The sequence below is a fragment of the Martinezella rhizogenes genome (assembly GCF_027460065.1).
Taxonomy (GTDB): domain Bacteria; phylum Pseudomonadota; class Alphaproteobacteria; order Rhizobiales; family Rhizobiaceae; genus Agrobacterium; species Agrobacterium rhizogenes_C.
In genome coordinates, this window is the sequence record NZ_JAPYZZ010000006.1 from 1 (window position 1) to 15,393 (window position 15,393).

The 15,393-nt window shown below is 53.6% G+C and carries 11 protein-coding genes and 1 pseudogene; 10 read left to right on the plus strand and 2 right to left on the minus strand.

Translation table 11 applies throughout. The annotated features are described in order from the left end of the window. Nucleotides 1-8 precede the first annotated feature (8 nt). The 9 genes from O8B93_RS11050 to O8B93_RS11090 all read left to right on the plus strand — a co-directional run bounded on the left by O8B93_RS11050 (nt 9) and on the right by O8B93_RS11090 (nt 9,989). Nucleotides 9-173, plus strand: coding sequence for a Rid family hydrolase (locus tag O8B93_RS11050; RefSeq protein ID WP_269710297.1), 165 nt, complete (start codon nt 9-11; stop codon nt 171-173). Between the two features lie 55 nt (nt 174-228). Then, nucleotides 229-1,149 carry an arginase gene (gene rocF, locus O8B93_RS11055; RefSeq protein ID WP_269709935.1) on the plus strand — a complete coding sequence of 307 codons (921 nt, stop codon included), beginning with the start codon at nt 229-231 and terminating at the stop codon, nt 1,147-1,149. 27 nt (nt 1,150-1,176) lie between these two features. Beyond that, nucleotides 1,177-2,247 carry an ornithine cyclodeaminase gene (locus O8B93_RS11060; protein ID WP_269709937.1) on the plus strand — a complete coding sequence of 357 codons (1,071 nt, stop codon included), beginning with the start codon at nt 1,177-1,179 and terminating at the stop codon, nt 2,245-2,247. A 294-nt stretch (nt 2,248-2,541) separates the two neighbouring features. Beyond that, nucleotides 2,542-3,486 carry a homocysteine S-methyltransferase family protein gene (locus tag O8B93_RS11065; protein WP_269709940.1) on the plus strand — a complete coding sequence of 315 codons (945 nt, stop codon included), beginning with the start codon at nt 2,542-2,544 and terminating at the stop codon, nt 3,484-3,486. A gap of 26 nt (nt 3,487-3,512) precedes the next feature. Further along, on the plus strand, nt 3,513-5,069 hold the full coding sequence (locus O8B93_RS11070) for an ABC transporter substrate-binding protein (RefSeq protein ID WP_269709942.1): 1,557 nt from the start codon (nt 3,513-3,515) through the stop codon (nt 5,067-5,069). Nucleotides 5,070-5,111: 42 nt separating this feature from the next. Continuing rightward, entirely contained in the window at nt 5,112-6,113 is a 1,002-nt protein-coding gene (locus O8B93_RS11075) for an ABC transporter permease (RefSeq protein ID WP_269709944.1), read from the plus strand. Beyond that, nucleotides 6,113-6,925 carry an ABC transporter permease gene (locus O8B93_RS11080; RefSeq protein ID WP_269710298.1) on the plus strand — a complete coding sequence of 271 codons (813 nt, stop codon included), beginning with the start codon at nt 6,113-6,115 and terminating at the stop codon, nt 6,923-6,925. Before O8B93_RS11075 ends, O8B93_RS11080 begins: the two co-directional genes overlap by 1 nt. After that, the gene (locus tag O8B93_RS11085; RefSeq protein WP_269709946.1) at nt 6,922-8,535 is read left to right on the plus strand and encodes an ABC transporter ATP-binding protein; all 1,614 of its coding nucleotides are present in this window, start codon (nt 6,922-6,924) and stop codon (nt 8,533-8,535) included. The genes O8B93_RS11080 and O8B93_RS11085 overlap by 4 nt, the downstream gene beginning before the upstream one ends. A gap of 371 nt (nt 8,536-8,906) precedes the next feature. Beyond that, the gene (locus O8B93_RS11090) at nt 8,907-9,989 is read left to right on the plus strand and encodes an NAD/NADP octopine/nopaline dehydrogenase family protein (protein ID WP_269709948.1); all 1,083 of its coding nucleotides are present in this window, start codon (nt 8,907-8,909) and stop codon (nt 9,987-9,989) included. Between the two features lie 334 nt (nt 9,990-10,323). On the opposite strand, the gene O8B93_RS11095 is transcribed toward O8B93_RS11090, so the two are convergent. After that, nucleotides 10,324-12,699 (minus strand): FAD-dependent oxidoreductase, encoded by a 2,376-nt coding sequence (locus O8B93_RS11095; protein WP_269709950.1) that lies wholly within the window; start codon nt 12,697-12,699, stop codon nt 10,324-10,326. A gap of 293 nt (nt 12,700-12,992) precedes the next feature. On the opposite strand from O8B93_RS11095, the gene iaaH reads away from it, so the two are divergent. Then, nucleotides 12,993-14,396, plus strand: a complete 1,404-nt coding sequence (gene iaaH, locus O8B93_RS11100) for an indoleacetamide hydrolase (RefSeq protein WP_269709952.1) — start codon at nt 12,993-12,995, stop codon at nt 14,394-14,396. Nucleotides 14,397-14,902: 506 nt separating this feature from the next. Here iaaH and O8B93_RS11105 read toward each other — a convergent pair. After that, a pseudogene (locus tag O8B93_RS11105) lies at nt 14,903-15,322 on the minus strand (IS110 family transposase); the annotation flags it as partial. Nucleotides 15,323-15,393: the final 71 nt, after the last annotated feature.

Below are 15,393 nucleotides of genomic sequence, written 5' to 3' on the forward strand. Positions count from 1 at the left end.
CCAACCTTCTGTCCGCCACGATCTTTATCACCGACATGAACGTGAAGCCGCAAATGGATGCTGTCTGGAAGGAATGGTTTGCTCCGGAGGAGTTGCCTGCCCGCGCGACCATCGGCGTTGCCGACCTTGGTGACACAACGCTGATCGAACTCATAGCCACTGCTCATTACTGAAGCCCGAAAGCCTGTTGAAGAGACCGCTGTATCGCGGTCGTTGTTGGAGACCTCTATGGAATGCACGTTGATCGGAGCGCCGCTACAAATCGGAGCAGGGCATCTCGGATGTGAGATGGGGCCCGGCGCGCTCAGGATCGCCGGTCTCGCCGCGGCGCTTGAGGAGCTGGGACACAGGGTCCGGGACATTGGCAATATAGGTCCAAAGGTTGTTCATGACATCGCCCATCCCAATGCTTCCGTCCATCACCTCGGCGAAACAGCGGCGTGGATCAAGCTGCTTTCAGCCGCTGCCTATGAGCACAGCCGCGACAGCATGCCGATCTTTCTTGGCGGGGATCACACGATCTCGGCTGGCACCGTACCGGGGATAGCACGGCGTGCTTCGGAAACCGGCCGCCCACTCTTTGTGCTTTGGCTTGATGCCCATACCGATTTCCACACATTGGAAACGACGGTCAGCGGAAACCTGCACGGCACGCCCGTCGCCTACTATACCGGTCGGCGTGGCTTCGAAGGCTTCTATCCAGCGCTTAATCATTCCGTCCAGCCCGAAAACCTGTGCATGATCGGTATCCGGAGCGTGGATCCTGCCGAAAGAGATGCGCTGCGATCCTCGGCGATAACGATCCACGACATGCGCGCGATCGACGAACGTGGCGTCGCAGGTGTAACGCAGCAATTTCTCGAGCGCGTCCGCGCGGCAAATGGAATGCTGCATGTAAGCTTTGATGTCGATTTCCTCGATCCCGACATTGCGCCTGGCGTCGGGACCACTGTTCCTGGGGGAGCTACGTTCCGCGAGGCGCACCTCATCATGGAAATGCTCCACGATAGCGGCCTCGTCAGCAGTCTGGACCTCGTCGAACTGAACCCGTTCCTTGATGAGCGCGGAAAGACCGCGAGGCTGATCGTCGATCTCGTAGCAAGTCTCATGGGCAAGCGGGTCATGGACCGACCGACGCGCGCAGCCTGAAATTAACCTCGAAAAACCGGAGGAAGAATGCCAATCGACCCGAAACTGAACGTGGTTCCCTTCGTCAGTGTCGACCACATGATGAAGCTGGTGCTCAAAGTGGGTATCGACGCTTTCCTGACCGAACTCGCCGCTGAGATCGAGAAGGATTTTCGCCGTTGGCCGATCTTCGACAAGACGCCGCGCGTTGGTAGCCATTCGCAAGAGGGCGTTATCGAGCTGATGCCAACCAGCGATGGCGCGCTCTACGGCTTTAAATATGTCAACGGTCATCCGAAGAACACACATCAAGGCCGTCAAACGGTGACGGCCTTCGGCGTTCTGTCGGATGTTGGCAACGGCTATCCGTTGCTTCTTTCGGAAATGACGATACTCACCGCACTTCGCACGGCAGCGACATCCGCTCTCGCTGCGAAGTATCTCGCGCGGTCCAACTCGAACACGATGGCCATCATCGGTAACGGCGCGCAAAGCGAATTCCAGGCCCGGGCCTTCAGGGCCATTGTCGGAATTCAGGAACTCAGGCTGTTCGATATAGACGCTTCGGCTACCAGGAAATGCACGCGAAACCTCACAGGGCTTGGCTTCAACATTGTTGAATGTGGCTCCGTCGCCGAGGCTGTCGAGGGTGCCGATATCATCACGACGGTGACGGCCGACAAGCAATTCGCCACTATCCTTTCCGACAACCATGTCGGGCCAGGTGTCCATATCAATGCGGTCGGCGGAGATTGCCCTGGAAAGACAGAAATCAGCAAAGAGGTGCTGCTGCGCTCCGACATTTTCGTGGAGTATCCACCACAGACCTGGATCGAGGGCGACATTCAGCAGCTTCCGCGTTCGCACCCGGTGACCGAGCTTTGGCAGGTCATGACCGGTGATGCGACGGGGCGTGCCGGTGACCGCCAGATCACGATGTTCGACAGCGTCGGCTTCGCAATCGAGGATTTCTCGGCGTTGCGTTACGTTCGCGACAAAATCAGCGAATTCGGAATGTTCACAGAGCTGGACCTCCTGGCCGACCCGGACGAGCCGAGAGACCTGTATGGCATGCTTTTGCGCTGTGGGAAGACACTGGAGGTTGTTGGGAGCAGATAGCGACATAGCGGACCAACAGCAGAGACTGCAGAAGTATAAAAGTCATGTCGCGGAGAAGAACGAGGGAAAGCTTCTCTTCGCATGGGTGGCGACGGCGCCGTCAATACTGACGGATGCCGTCGCTTGCCCAATCGTCAAGTCGTCGTGGACCGCTTTTATACTTAAGAGGTGATTTTTCTTTAATCACTATAATCTATAGAAAATATGCACTTTAAAGATCGAAGGCGCCTCCCTACCAATGTGCTTCTCTTAACGCAACGAAGTGCGGTTCTAACGTCCAAACCAGGAAGCAGCATGTCATCAAAAATCACAATCTTAGACGGCGGCATGGGGCGAGAGTTGCTTAGGAGCGGCGCACCGTTCCGGCAACCCGAGTGGTCCGCACTTTCGCTCATCGAGGCACCTGAATTCGTCGAGAGGGCACACGACACGTTCGTTGCCGCGGGCGCTGAAGTGATCACCACCAACAGCTACGCACTGGTCCCATTTCACATCGGTGACGAGCGCTTTGCCGACGACGGACTCGCTCTGGCGGAGCGTTCGGGGCGCATTGCCCGATCCGCCGCGCTGAAGGCCCCTCATCATGTCCGCGTTGCTGGATCGCTCCCGCCTGTATTCGGCTCGTATCGTCCCGATTTGTTCGACGCGAAAAGGGCACCCGCGATCCTCGGCGTCCTGATCGAAGACCTCGCTCCTCACGTTGATTTCTGGCTCGCGGAGACCCAGAGCTCCGTCTCCGAGGTCGAGACGATCCGGGCCGTCCTCGGTGCTGACACTAGACCACTGTGGATTTCCTTCACGTTGGACGACACCAAGGGGGTGGCCGACGTTGTCGCCGGCCACGTTAAGCCGACCTTGCGATCGGGTGAGGCTGTGGCGGATGCTGCCGTCAAGGCAGTCCAGCTCGGCGCTGCAACGCTGCTGTTTAACTGCAGCCAGGCGGAGATCATGGAGGCTGCGGTCAAGACCGCGCGCGAGGCATTTATTACGTATGGCTTCACGACCCCAATAGGCGTCTATGCCAACGCCTTCGTGCCGAAGCCGGAATCAGGAAAGCAACTGGCTGCGAATGAGGGATTGAGCGGACTGCGCTACGATCTCGATCCTCCCGGCTACCTGTTATTCGCTCGGCGATGGGTCGATGCAGGAGCAACCATCATAGGTGGGTGCTGCGGCATCGGACCCGAACATATCGCTGTGTTACGACAAACTTTCGACCCGCAGCCGGCCGCTGCTTGAATTTGATCTTACCTAGGATCCCCCTTATGACACGACATTTCAGCCTCGACACATCGCTCGAACTCGATCGCCGTTCGTTCCTCCGAGCAAGCGCCGCCGTCGCCGCAGGCGCGCTGCTCCTGCCAGGTGCGGCTTTGGCCGCAGGTCCGAAGAAGGGCGGACATCTGGTGCTCGGCATCGACAACGCCTCCACATCCGACCGCCTCGATCCCGCCTATTACTTTGAAGACTATACCTATAACGTCGGTCTGCAGCTCTTTGACACGCTCACCGACCTCAACGACGACGGGAGTCTGCGAGCAGGCCTTGCCGATAGCTGGGAGCCGGCCAAGAACGGCAGCGAATGGATTTTCCGCCTTCGGAAGGGCGTCCAGTTCCACAACGGCAAAGAGCTGACACCCGAGGACGTCATCTATTCGCTCAATCATCACCGTGGAGAGAAATCGGAATCCGCCGGGAAAGGCTATCTCTTAACCGTCACCGATATCGTGAAGTCGGCGCCGAACGAGGTCACCTTCAAACTTAGTGGCCCCAATGCGGATTTCCCGTACCTGCTCGGCGATGTGCATTTCGGCATCACGCCGGATGGCGAAAACTTCGACAAGGGCATTGGTACGGGCGCCTTTGTCCTCGAAGACTTTCAGCCGGGCGTTCGCACGCTTGCAAAGCGCAATGCGAATTATTGGGACCCCGAAAGAGGACACGTCGATTCGGTTGAGACGGTGGCCTATAACGACAAGTCAGCGCGCGTTGCCGCCCTGCTTAGCAAATCGGTCCATCTTGTTAACAACGTCGAATCTCGTGTTGCACAACGTCTAAAGAGCCAGCAAGGCATCACGCTCCACACCGAAGCGGATTCCTCGATCATCCTCTTTGTCGGACGCGCCGACGCCGACCCGTTCAAAAACCTCGATGTCCAGTTGGCGCTCAAATACGCCATTGACCGTGAGCAGATCGTCAAATCGATCCTCAATGGCGCCGGAACAGTCTCCAACGACAATCCGATCTTCCCGTCGAACCGCTACTTCACGAACGACGTGCCAAAGCACGCCTACGATCCGGAAAAGGCTGCCTATCATTGGAAGAAGGCCGGCTATGCCGACAAAATCGTCCTGTCGGCAGCCGATGGTGCGACCTTCTCCGGAGCACTCGATGCCGCACAGCTCTATCAGCAATCCGCGGATAAGATTGGCATCCCCTTCGAGGTCAACCGCGTGCCAGCCGATGGCTACTGGAACGACGTATGGCTTAAACATCCATTCGTAGCCTCGGGCTGGGCCGCGCGTGCAACAGCCGACGCCATGCTGTCGTTGATCTATCTCTCCGATGCGCCGTGGAACGAGTCCGGCTGGAAAAACAAAGCCTTCGACGAACTGGTGCTGGCCGCGCGCGGTGAGCTCGATGAGAACAAGCGCAAGAGGCTTTACCATGATGCCCAGGTGCTGATCGTCGAGCAAAACAGTTCGGTAATTCCGGCCTACGCCGCGAAGATCAGTGCTTCCGTCTCCGACCTGCAAGGCTTCAAGTCAATTCCAGGTCAGGTCGGGGCACGTACCGCCGAAAAAGTCTGGTTCGACAGCTGACGCCATCAGAGGCCAACTGGCTCTCTTCCTGGAGACGTAGCAATGGTCATTGCCCCGCCGGATATTTCCGTATTGCATCGCCCCAGCAGGCGCCGCGGTCTCGCACGCTATGTGCTCGGGCGCCTGGGTGCGGGTCTTGGCCTGCTGCTTGTCCTGTCGAGCCTGGTCTTTATCGGCAGTGAACTGCTGCCTGGGGATGCGGCAACCGCGATTTTGGGGCGCTCGGCAACGCCGGTCGCACTTGCCGAAATGCGCGAGAGGCTCGGGCTCAACGAGCCCCTGATCATCCGGTACTTCAACTGGTTGACTGCTTTCGTTCACGGCGATCTCGGCTCGAGCCTGCTGAACGGGAGAAGCGTTGCGGATAGCATCGGTGCAAGGCTCGGCAACACGCTGTTCCTCGCCGGGGCCGCGGCTATCGTCGCAGTGCCGCTCTCGGTGTTCCTCGGCCTTCTTTCCGTTCGCTATTGTGGCGGGTTCGTCGACCGGACGATCGCGTTGCTGACGCGACCCTTCGTGGCCTTGCCAGAATTTTTCGTCGGTTACCTTTTGATCTATACACTTTCGATTTCGCTTGGCTGGTTCGCAAGCAGCAGCACTGTCTTCGCGCATATGGGTTTTGTAGACAGGATCGAGGCAATTGCGCTGCCCTGCCTCACTCTCGTTATCGTCGTCACAGGCCACATAACCACAATGGTACGTGCGTCGGTGCTCGACGTGATGGGCAAGCCCTTTATCGAGATGGCAGCTCTGAAGGGTATTCCACACGCCACGGTCGTCTGGCGCCACGCGCTGCCGAACGCCTTCTCGCCAATCATCAACGTCGTCTTTGTCAATCTCGCATACCTTGTTGCCGGCGTGGTCGTGGTTGAAGTGATCTTTGTCTATCCCGGCATGGGACAATTCATGGTCGACAGCGTGGTCAACCGCGACGTTCCGGTCGTTCAGGCCACGTCGCTGCTGTTCGCCGGCGTCTACATCGGGCTAAACCTGTGCGCCGATGTCCTTTCCGTCCTCTCCAACCCACGTTTGCGGTTTGCATGATGAACATCAGACTACCGTTTTCCGTCGCGCTATCGGTCCTGACCCTCGTTTTTTGCCTGATCGTCATCGTCTTCGCACCGCTGGTCGCACCTCACGGCGTCAATGAGATCGTAGGTACAAGCTGGGATCCGCCATCCGTTTCCAGCCCGTTCGGCACCGACATGATCGGCCGCGATCTCTTGTCGCGTTTCGTTTGGGGTGCACGTGTCACCATCCTGACTGCCGGAGCAGCCGTGTTGATTGCGTTCGTCGTGGGCTCCGGTCTCGGCTTTCTTGCGGGCTTACGCAAAGGCTGGCTTGACACGGGGCTATCGCGTGTCGTCGATCTCGTAATGGCGATGCCAACCCTCGTTCTGGCGATGGTTCTCCTCACGATCCTGCCCCGCTCTATCGCCTTCATCGTGTCAATCATCGCGCTGGTGGAGGCGACCCGCTTCTTTCGCCTGGCACGCCTGATCGCCGCCGATACGGCTGCACTCGACTACGTTGAGGCAGCTTACCTACGTGGCGAGACCACCCAATGGATTATACGACGCGAAATTCTGCCAAACGCGATCACGCCCCTGCTTGCGGAATTTGGTTTGCGCTTCATTTTCTCCGTCCTTTTTCTGTCGACATTATCTTTTTTGGGGCTCGGTGTGCAGCCGCCGGTGGCAGACTGGGGAAGTCTCATCAAGGAGAACAAGGATGGTCTTCTGTTCGGGATCACGGCAGCCCTCGTTCCGGGCGCCGCCATCGCTGCGCTCGCCTTGGCAGTTACGACGCTCGTGGACTGGGTTTCCGCAAACCGAGGTGGAAGACCTAAGCCATGAGCACGATCAACCTCCTCGAGCTACGCAACCTGACGATCGGCGCGACGAGCCGCGCCAATTCAACCCTTATTGTTGACGACGTCTCACTCAACGTCGGGCGCGGCGAAGTTCTGGGCCTTATCGGCGAGTCTGGAGCCGGCAAGTCAACGATAGGTCTTGCGGCACTTGGATATTTACGACCAGGGACCGAGCTTGTTGGTGGAACGGTCAACTTCGACGGCGCCAACTTGTTCGACCAGACTGAAACTCAGCGCCGAGTTCTTCGCGGCCGCCGGATCGCCTATGTCGCGCAATCCGCCGCCGCCGCGTTCAATCCTGCTTTCCGACTTCTTGATCAGATCATTGAGTCGAGTATGCGCGGCCGTCAGACAACCCGGGCGGCAGCCATAGAGCGGGCCGCCGCTCTACTCGATGTCCTCGGCCTGAATGCCAAGACGATCGCAACGCGCTATCCGCACGAAGTATCGGGGGGGCAATTGCAGCGCGCCATGACCGCGATGGCACTCTGCGGGAAGCCGGATCTGATTATATTTGATGAACCCACGACCGCCCTCGACGTCACAACGCAGCGCGAGGTGGTAACCGCAATCCGCAAGGCCATTGCCGTGGAGTCGACGGGGGCCATCTATATCAGCCACGATCTGCCGCTCGTCGCCGAAATCGCCGACGACGTCCACGTGCTAAGGCAGGGGCGCAGCGTCGAAAAAGGACCAGCAGCAACCATTATGCGCCGCCCCGTGGATCCTTACACGAAGGCGCTGACATCCGCCGCTGATCTGCACTTCTCTCGCCCAATTGCGGCAGGGGAGTCTGTCGTTGAGCTTTGCGACATCAGTGCCGGCTACAACGGCGCCCCGGCAGTTCGACAGGTATCACTTAGTATTGGCCGGGGTGAGACGGTTGCCCTTGTTGGAAAGTCCGGTTCCGGCAAGTCTACGCTTGGACGCGTCCTGAACGGTCTGCTGCAGCCGACTGGCGGACATATTCTCCTCGACGGTCGGCCTTTGGCTGCGTCCATCCACGAGCGATCACTCAGGGATCGCCGGGCGGTCCAAACAATACACCAAACGCCAGATACCGCGCTCAATCCGAGGCAAAAGGTTTCGGAGATTCTCGGTCGACCATTTGCGCTTTACGAAAATCTTCGTGGGCGGGAACGGATTGATCGCATCGAGGAGGTGCTTGATCAAGTTGAACTCAGTCGCGACTTAGTCAATCGTTTCCCTGGCGAACTTTCGGGAGGCCAAAAACAACGTGTTGCCATTGCTCGCGCTCTGGCCGCGCGGCCGCGGGTTCTGATTTGCGACGAACCGACGTCAGCCTTGGACGCCCTTGTGGCACGTGAAGTTCTCGCACTACTGTTGCGCCTCCAAGTGGCCGAGCATATCGCGTGTCTCTTCATCACTCACGATCTCAATATCGTCGGTGCTATTGCCACGCGCGTCATTGAGTTGCGTGATGGCGAAATCCTCGACACGGATTGCGATGCGTTAGATCCTGCTAACAAGGGCTCTGGAAATAAGCTTGGGGGCAAGGTCACAACGACCAAAACGTGTGGTCTTCCGGCCGCAGGGAGCTTAGGGGCAGGCAGACAACATCCGAACTTATAAAAGAACGGATTAACATAGGAACGAACGAATTAACGAACATGACAAAAAGATAGATCCTGTCACACGTCGTTAGCCAGATATAGACTTTAATTCAGCAGAAACTTTAGCGCTCATATTCAAGGAAGAATTGGTCTGCGATGATGAACCGTTCGCGGGTCGTTTTCGTGAACCCATATTTCCATACAGCCAACATTATCTAATAAACAATTGAGGGCATCGAGGCGCGTCTTTGAATATGATGTGACCGGTCTGCCTGATAAGGCACAATGCCACGTCGACACCTTGAAAGGATAAGGATCACGTGCATCTCCTCTATTTGAAGGCGTAGGAAGAGGATTTATCCAGCACAGCACCTTTGAGTTCAGACTAAAATGGCCAAGATAGCAATCCTTGGAGCCGGAAATCTTGCTCTCACCCTTGCCGGTGATGTCGCCTGCAGGCTCGGCGGCGAATTTAGGGCTGTCATCTGGTCACCACCTTTCAATAGGAGGAATTTCAATGATGTCCGTGCCCTAGGTACTCTAGAACTGATCGGCCCCAATTATGGAGGTAGCTTCACTCCGATCCTGCTGGATGATCTCGAAGCCGCTATATCGAACGCGGAATTCATTTTTCTGACAGTCCCAACCTTGGGGCATGAGGGGATTATTCGCCAATTGCTCAACTTCGATTTGAGTAACTGCATACTTGTTGGGTTGCCGGGCAGTGCAACCTCGCTGTCGTGCCGGAGAATCTTGTTTCCGAGCCATTCACCTGCTGCAGTCATAGAGTCAACAACATCCCCCTATGCCTGCCGCCGGACGGGAAAGTGCGTTCACATGCTTGCCTTGAAATCCACCTTCGAAGTTGCAACAACACGGGAACTTGCAGACGGCGTTAAAAGTCGTTTGGGGGCAATCTTTCCGAATCAACTGCAGTGGTATCGAGATGTCGCGTCGATATTTTTCTCGAATACCAACCCTTGTGCGCATCCCCCTGGAATCATTGAGGCGAAGGATATGATTGAACGCGGAATAAACCCACTTCCTAAGTTCTACAGATATTTTGTGCCGCGAGCTATTGAAAGGGTTATCGCTGTGGACAATGAACGCCTTGCGATTGTTGAAGCGCTCGGTCTCGAATCTGATACAGACTTTGGATATTCCAAAAAGTGGTATGGTGGCGAAGCGAATAACTCGAAGGTATTCTATGAGACCTTTGCGGGTTATGCAGAGATAAACACGCCCACGACTGTGCATCACCGCTACCTTACGGAGGATGTCAAGCACATCATGGTTCTCTGGGTTCAAATAGCAGAGGTGGCCGGGGTGCAGGTTCCGACAATGAAGTCAATTATAACGGAGACGAGCGAAATCCTCAAAGAGAACCTCTTTGAAACTGGCAGGACTCTTGCTTCGGTAAACCTAGGTGGCGCGGACCGATATGCTATCGTTAATGCTCTCAATGGCTGCTGAGATTTAACGTTCGACGTGTGCTTCAGTTATGCTCTACGGGATATCGAATAAGAGTCGAGCCGACTGTGACGGGGCATTATATGAAACTCAATGAACCATTATGTGTGACAATTTTATCTTATGAAGATTTAAAATATGTTTCATTTTTATGCATAAATAGTGTTCTGCATTATCCTAGGATAATAACATTTTTATTTGCAATCAAGAAAATTAGTTCTCCTATATTCATAAACCTTCTTCAATTTCTTTGAAAGATCTTCAATTGCTGCATTACATTTTCACCGCTTTGTTAAACTAAAAATAAGATATACCGAATTTTTAACAAAAACTACAATTAAAAGGAATTTTTTAAACACGAAATACATCGAGACAGAGATATTATACATTCCCGGGTGGGTTTAACCAACTTCTCTCGGTAGATATATTTTTCCCAGCTGTGTACTATAGGATTGCCCTCTTCGAGTATTCCTCCGGAATGATGGATTACAGCACATGCGGCATTACACGCCGTCTGAATTGCACCGTCCACCCAGCCTCCAGTGAAGGAACAACTACAGCCTGCTAGGTAAACCCCTGTGTCATGCATCAGGTCTAATGGTTGAAAGAAAAGTCTTTGAGAGTAAACATCATCACCACGCCTATTGAGTTTGAAAGCTCCACCGGCGTTCTCATCAGTCAACCAATCATGTTGAATCACATTTCGATCATAATCAGCATTGACAGGATGCAGGTGCTTAGCAAAGTCTGGAAATACTCCCTCGATGTCCTTCCGCAGCAAACCTAACCGCTCTTTCTTATCCGGAACAGCCAAGAGCCTATGGGAATCATCCTCCCATGTATAGCTAATTAGTACCAGTCCACTTCCCTCCGGATTCTGCGGCTCATAATCCAAGCAGTAGGTTGCTTTAGCAATCCCGGTGGTGAGAAGACACGGCGGCAGTAGGTGGTCGAGCCAGAATTTTCTCTTAGTCAACAGAAACAGTTTTGATGAACCAATCATATGGCTGCTGTTCACTGCGTCGTTTACCTGTGCGCGAAAGAAGGTAGTATCTGATGTCATAAGATGCCGGAGTTGTATATTTGCAAGCCCGGATGTAACCACCACCCTATCATAAAGGTCACACACCCCTCCTTTGTCCCTCACTTTGATCCTTGCATTTTCCTTTTCAATTGCTTCGACTTGAACATGGCGTACGCGCCCACACACTGAGACACCCTGAAGCACTTCGGAAGCGATCCGGCGGGGCAATTCTGAAATCCCCGCACAACTTAGTTGCTGATTGTCCTCATAACCGTTTACGAGCAGGCGCAGGATCTCGATAAAGCCGCTTTCAAAAACTGAACCAAGCCCACCTGTTCCTACGCCCATTAGCTTGAAAAGGTCCCAGTCATGAGGAAAACTCCATTGTTCACCACCGGGAGGATTTGCACCCAAAAAGATTCTTTCTATGCCGGAAGAGAATGATTCCCTCTCGAAACGCGTCAACCAGCTTTGCCAGAACTCATGCGCTTGCTGCAAAAACCCTAATTTCAGAGCCTCCGTGATAGCGTTTGGGGAAGCCAGCATCATGTCTTCATCAAGGTAACCATCCCTCAGGAACGCTTGCCAACCCTTCCACACGCTATGGAATAACTTTGGTGGCCCCTCGCCCGCCTTCCAGCTGTATCGGCGGCCCTCATAGACTATCTGGGTATCGACAATACCGGGATTTGGAAACCGCTCTGTCGAAGCCAAGCCATACCTTCTGAGGTAGAAAAACAAGCAAGATTCACTGGAAGGAAATCGCATCGCTCCCATTTCGGCTATGACGTTTGGAGCATCCTCGAAAGCATGCGACCAAAGCTTTCCTCCAAGCCGTTTACTAGCTTCATACAGCGTGACATCTTCTACGCCTGCATGAAGCAGTTCGCTTGCCACCACGAGCCCTGAAATGCCTGCACCGATCACCGCCACTTTTGGTTTGCTAACGCCTTCGGGAAAGTAACCGATCCGTCCAGCAGCGGAACATCTTTCAAAAAAGGCTCTATAGTCATAGAGCAAGTCAATTGTCGGGAAGATATCTGCACAAGCGTTCGGCATCAGGTTGCGGCCATAAGCCACCATCTCAAATGCTTGCTCAGCTTCAAGTGCCATGGGGAACCCGGTGAAGCTCTCCACGAGGCCTTTTCCGAACGGCGCCATACTTAGTGTCCGAGAGTCGGCAGTCTTGGAAATTGCAATTGCAATGAAATGGCTAAGATCATTGGGTGCGAAATTCTTGCCACCCAGCAAATTGATAGATTGTAGAAGGAGTGCTCTTGGGAGATCCATGCGAAACGGCGAAACGTCGATGGCAACGAAATCACTGACGTTTGCGTGCGCAAAGGATTGCGATTTGAGAATTACATGCAGCGTTTCTTCGCTGACATAGATGAACGCCACACGGACTCCGACCCTCTGACCACCTGAGATCTCCGGGAAAGTGGCTAACCTTTTGCATGCCAGCCCAGCCTCGCACTCGCGAGAAATCTGATCTATTATCCTTTTTCTAGAATCTTGTCGTTTGAAGAATGCGGCGACGAGCCGCTTCCGCAGCTCACCCACATCATCGACCTCAGCCAGACTCATCATTTGGTCAGACTGTGTGCATTGAGAGTCCAGAAGAGATGAACCTGCCATTGCCATAATTTGAGGGTAGAGTTCGTTTGTTGCACCCAGAACCGATGACATGCCCTCCCACTATATAGGCTGAAGATAGGGATATACTTTTTCGCAAATCCCAATGATTATCGAAAATATCAGGCGTGCTGTCGGACGACAAAGTCCACAATTATCACTGGGTTAATCAATTAGTTCACTGTTTGCTTTTTGAAAAAAGACATCTCGATTTGACCGCTGCCCCATAATTTCAGCTACATGCAGTAATAGTTGACTTTCTCTCCAATTATTTGTGCGATTTAAATCAAGCACGGAATATTTCTCCAACCTTAGCTGCAACTGAGCTTCCCCAACCCAAAAAGACAATGGTGCCCATTAGCTCCTTAGCGCAGACCCTCAAATGTCTGAGAAGGAAAGAATACTCCTGCGTCGAACTGGCCCAAACGTTAATTGCTCGTTGCGAAGCTGCAAGGTCGCTAAACGCCCTTCTAGCAACAGACTGGGAGCATCTGCAGCAAAGGGCCAGAAGGATGGATCAACTTGGATGCGCCGGAGTTGGGCTGGGCGGCATTCCACTGTGCTTTAAAGCGAATATCGCAACAGGCATCTTTCCTACAAGCGCCGCTACCCCAGCATTGATGCAGCACTTACCGGCAAAGCCGTCCGGCGTCGTACAACGACTTTTGTCCGCAGGCGCACTGCCAGGCGCCTCGGGAAACATGCATGAGTTATCGTTTGGCATTACGAGTAACAACTATGCGACTGGGGCGGTGCGAAATCCCTGGAACCTAAGTTTGATTGCAGGAGGCTCGAGTGGCGGCGTGGCTGCCGCAGTCGCTAGCCGACTGATGTTGGCCGGCATTGGCACGGATACTGGCGCATCTGTTCGTCTGCCCGCAGCTCTGTGCGGGGTCGTAGGATTTCGCCCGACGCTCCAGCGATATCCAGGTGACCGAATAATCCCTGTTAGCCCTACCCGTGACACCGCCGGGGTTATTGCACAAAGCGTTTCGGATGTGATTCTCCTCGATAGAATTATCTCCAAGAGGACGCCATCAATTCCGCCCGTATGCCTGAAAGGAATACGGTTTGGCCTGCCAACAAGCTATTATTATGACGACTTGGATGCTCATGTGGCCCTAGCAGCAGAAACGACTATCCGGTTGTTGGCCAAGAAAGGTGTAACCTTCGTTGAAGCTGACATCCCGCGCCTGGAAGATCTGAACAATCGCGTCAGCTTGCCGATCGCGCTTTATGAATTCCCTTTCGCTCTCCAGCAATATCTTCGCAAGTTTGTAGAAAATGTGTCTCTTAATGACGTTGTGAGTGCAATTCGCAGCCCGGATGTGGCGAATATCATTGGCGCCCAAATCGAAGGGCAGAAAATTTCCCCAGCCGAATATAGGCTAGCGCTTCAGTTGTTCAGGCCACAACTGCAAGCCGCATACCGAAACTACTTCAAGCGATATCGGTTAGATGCGATCTTTTTTCCCACTGCACCATTGACAGCCAAACCCATCGGCCAAGATAGCTCAGTCATGCACAATGGTTCGATAGCAAACACTTTCAAAATCTACGTGCGAAACGTCGACCCGAGCAGCAATGCGGGCCTGCCAGGCTTAAGCCTTCCTGTTTTTATCACATCGGACAGTTTACCCGTCGGAATGGAAATTGATGGTCGTGCAGGTTCTGACAACCGCTTGCTAGCAATTGGCGCGGCTTTAGAGGAAGTCATAGATTTTCATGGCCAGCCTGAGTTCCCGAAATAAAATCAATGATTGTACTCCGGTCTTTAATTTCCTTTGACTTTGAATAATATTTCTTTTCATTATGTGTTTTATCCATAAATATACTTGTATATTCCGAGGCGCCGCTTGAATAAAGTTCAATGTAAAAAAATTTTTAACTATATATCAAGCTGGCATTGGCTGATATAACATTTCCCTAAATACAAATGAGATCACATCAAATGCATAAAGCAATTTCCTGAAAAAAATAAATCTGTCCCCTGATAGCATAAAGTAAAGCAGTTCCAGTTGACACCACCTTTGGACTTGTCTCTAACAAAGTGAACAAGACGTACACTAATTGCGCTGTCTCGCCTCAAGTACCAAAGCCACATCATTTTTTGGCATTGTCTAAAATCAATTATCTTCAAGCACCGGTAGCCTTGTGGAAGAGAGGCATCCCCTCAAATTTAATCAAGCAAACCATTGCAAAACGAGCATGTTTACAACTGAATATATCCTGCCACTACCTTGCCTTCATGCCTACGCCAGGCTTCGCTTAACGGCAGAATTATCTGCGAAAGGCCTACTTTGTAGGCCGGGAGGGAGCGAGCACGTACCTCAAATTGGCGCCTATACTGCACGGAACAATGAGATCGAACGTCCCTATCACCCCTTGAATCTGATTTGCCACGTCCAGTGCCGTGCGCATAAGCTTCGTTCGAGCCGCGACTAATGTCCGAGAGAGCATGCACGCTGTCGAAGCCCTTTACTCGAACTTCGCGGAGGAAATCGACCTCCACTAGATTCGGGAATTCATCTGTGTCATTCGCGTCAGTTTTGTTGGCTACCATATCGAGCGCCGCTTCGGCGTGACGAGCATCGACGCAATTGGCAGGCAGGCCCTCGGCACGTAGGGCATGATAGAACCGTGCCGAGAGAAGACCTGCTTCGATTTCTACGCGTTCTTGGGGTCAGGACCAGAGCAGTTCGCGAGAGATGTTTCTTGAGGACGTCCGCCCAAGCGGGACCTCTGCTT

Excerpts from the sequence above, each read along its gene's own strand:
- rocF (WP_269709935.1), top strand. The coding sequence starts at position 229 with ATGGAATGCACGTTGATCGGAGCGCCGCTACAAATCGGAGCAGGGCAT.
- O8B93_RS11060 (WP_269709937.1), top strand. The coding sequence starts at position 1,177 with ATGCCAATCGACCCGAAACTGAACGTGGTTCCCTTCGTCAGTGTCGAC.
- O8B93_RS11065 (WP_269709940.1), top strand. The coding sequence starts at position 2,542 with ATGTCATCAAAAATCACAATCTTAGACGGCGGCATGGGGCGAGAGTTG.
- O8B93_RS11070 (WP_269709942.1), top strand. The coding sequence starts at position 3,513 with ATGACACGACATTTCAGCCTCGACACATCGCTCGAACTCGATCGCCGT.
- O8B93_RS11075 (WP_269709944.1), top strand. The coding sequence starts at position 5,112 with ATGGTCATTGCCCCGCCGGATATTTCCGTATTGCATCGCCCCAGCAGG.
- O8B93_RS11080 (WP_269710298.1), top strand. The coding sequence starts at position 6,113 with ATGAACATCAGACTACCGTTTTCCGTCGCGCTATCGGTCCTGACCCTC.
- O8B93_RS11085 (WP_269709946.1), top strand. The coding sequence starts at position 6,922 with ATGAGCACGATCAACCTCCTCGAGCTACGCAACCTGACGATCGGCGCG.
- O8B93_RS11090 (WP_269709948.1), top strand. The coding sequence starts at position 8,907 with ATGGCCAAGATAGCAATCCTTGGAGCCGGAAATCTTGCTCTCACCCTT.
- O8B93_RS11095 (WP_269709950.1), bottom strand. The coding sequence starts at position 12,699 with ATGTCATCGGTTCTGGGTGCAACAAACGAACTCTACCCTCAAATTATG.
- iaaH (WP_269709952.1), top strand. The coding sequence starts at position 12,993 with ATGGTGCCCATTAGCTCCTTAGCGCAGACCCTCAAATGTCTGAGAAGG.